Below are 1,988 nucleotides of genomic sequence, written 5' to 3' on the forward strand. Positions count from 1 at the left end.
AACTCTGCACCAGGGCTCCGACGCCGAGAGCGACGGCCAGGACGAGGGCGTAGCAGCCCAGGAGGTTGCCCAGGACGGTGGCGAGGGCGGTGCGACGGCCGTGGGCGAGGGCCCGGCCGACCACGAACAGGACGCTCGGGCCGGGGATCGCGATCATCACGAAACACATCGCGGCGAAGGCCGCGAGGCTCGACGTGGACACCATGAGCGGGTATCGCCTTTCCAGAGACGTGGGCGGGAAGCAAGGGGCAGGAAGTGGCCGCGGGTGGCGCTTGCGCCCTGGGCCCCGGGGGTCCCCGCCAGCGAGGTTGCGGTGAGCTTGCGGCCTGTCCCGCGCGTCCTGCCCCGGGGCCTGGGCCCGAGCCTGGGCCCGGTTCGCTAGCGGCGCAGCTCAGTCACGCGAGCGCGCGGGAGGCGCGCGAGTACGGCCGGTTCCACCTGAAGCGTGCGGTCGGCGGTTCCGGCGCCGCAGAAGACCGGCCCCTCGAGCTCGATGACCGTGGCGTCGATCAGGCACAGCACCCCGGACCGGTGGCTGATCGGCGGAATTCCTCCCGGCACCAGCCCCTCCGCGTCGAGCGTCGCCGCGTCGGTGGCGCGCAGTTGCGAGCGGCTGGTGCCGGCGGCAGCCGCGAGGCGGGCGAAGTCGATGCGGTCCACGGCGCGCAGTGCCACGAGCAGGAGCGGAGTGTCCGCGGTGGTGAAGGCGAGCGTCTTGACCGCTCGCGACCAGGGGAACGGCAGCGCCTGGCGCTCGGCGACGCTGTGCGCGGGCGTGTGCGCGTGGACGGTGTAGGCGGCGCCGTCCCGGTCGAGGGCTGCCCGCCAGGCAGCCTCACGCGTCCCCGTACGCGGCCTGCCGTCCGCGTGGGGCGGGAGGTCCTGGCGATCGGTGTCCATCGGTCGGTTCCATGTCGTCGGGCGGCAAGGTCTGGTCGTGAGCCTGGAGGACCGGGCGAGATCCGATCAACTGATTGTGAAATCCTGCAATCGTGATCACGATGCGTTTCGGCGTCAGCGCCGAGGAGGACCTCGCCTTCGGCGTCTCTCCGCTGCTCGAGGCCGCCCACTCGTGGCACGTGCTCACCGCCCCCGGGCACCACGCCCTGCACGTGCCGTGGGTGCGCCGCTGCCGCCGCCTGCCCACCTCGGTGCGGCGCCGCCTGCGCGAGCACAGGTTCGTGGTGTCCGACTACATCCCGGCGTTCTTCGAGAGCGGGGACGGGGGTCTGGATGCGGACTTCGGCGCGCAGATCGCGTCGGTGCGGGCCCTCCCGCCCGAGCAGGTGGCCGCCGAACTCGCCCAGACTCTCGTCGACACCGCCCGCTACGACGGACCCGCCCTGGTGCAGAACGCCATCGTGCGCGACGCCGCTCTCACCGAGCTCCGGCATTCAGATCCTGACCGGGCCGCACGCCTCGCCGCTGTACTCGCCGATCCGGCCCCCGCTCTGGACGGCGTGCTCACCACGCTGGAGGAGTACTGGGACGCGGCCTTCGCCGACGAGTGGGAGCGCATCGAGCCTGCCCTCTGCGAGGCGATCACGGCCGCCGGTCAACGCATCGCCCAGCAGGGCGTCTTCCCCATGCTCCGCACCCTGGTCCCGCAGATCCGCATCGACCCCGCCCGGCGCGTGCTCCGGCTCGACCGCCCGCACGACCACGACATCACCGTGGCCCGCGCCCATCCCGTCACGCTCACCGCCAGCCACTACGTCTGGCCGCACGTGCGCGTCACCTGCGACGCGCCCTGGCCGTTGCGCGTCACCTACCCGGCACTCCCCCTGACGCCCGCGGCCGCGCCCCGCCCTGCGAGCCAGGACGAACTCCTCAGCGTCCTGCGCGCGTTGGCCGCCGCTCCGCGCCTGCAGATCGTCACGCGCCTCGCCGCACAGAGCCGCAGTACGCAGGAACTGGCCACCCTGCTCGGCCTGTCCCCCTCCGTGGTCTCCCGCCATCTGAAGGAGCTGACACGTGCAGGACTGACA

The 1,988-nt window shown here is 72.8% G+C and carries 3 protein-coding genes; 1 reads left to right on the plus strand and 2 read right to left on the minus strand.

All coding sequences use genetic code 11. From position 1 onward, the window contains the following. Positions 1–205, minus strand: a 205-nt coding sequence (locus tag GTW43_RS15615; protein ID WP_161302595.1) for a LysE family transporter, incomplete at its 3' end; no start/stop codon positions are given. A gap of 173 nt (positions 206–378) precedes the next feature. Further along, positions 379–900, minus strand: coding sequence for a YbaK/EbsC family protein (locus GTW43_RS15620; protein WP_161302597.1), 522 nt, complete (start codon positions 898–900; stop codon positions 379–381). Between the two features lie 101 nt (positions 901–1,001). On the opposite strand from GTW43_RS15620, the gene GTW43_RS15625 reads away from it, so the two are divergent. Then, on the plus strand, positions 1,002–1,988 hold a 987-nt coding region (locus tag GTW43_RS15625; protein ID WP_237536616.1), incomplete at its 3' end, for a DUF5937 family protein.

Origin of the sequence: Streptomyces sp. SID5785 (genome assembly GCF_009870065.1) — a bacterium.
GTDB lineage: Bacteria > Actinomycetota > Actinomycetes > Streptomycetales > Streptomycetaceae > Streptomyces.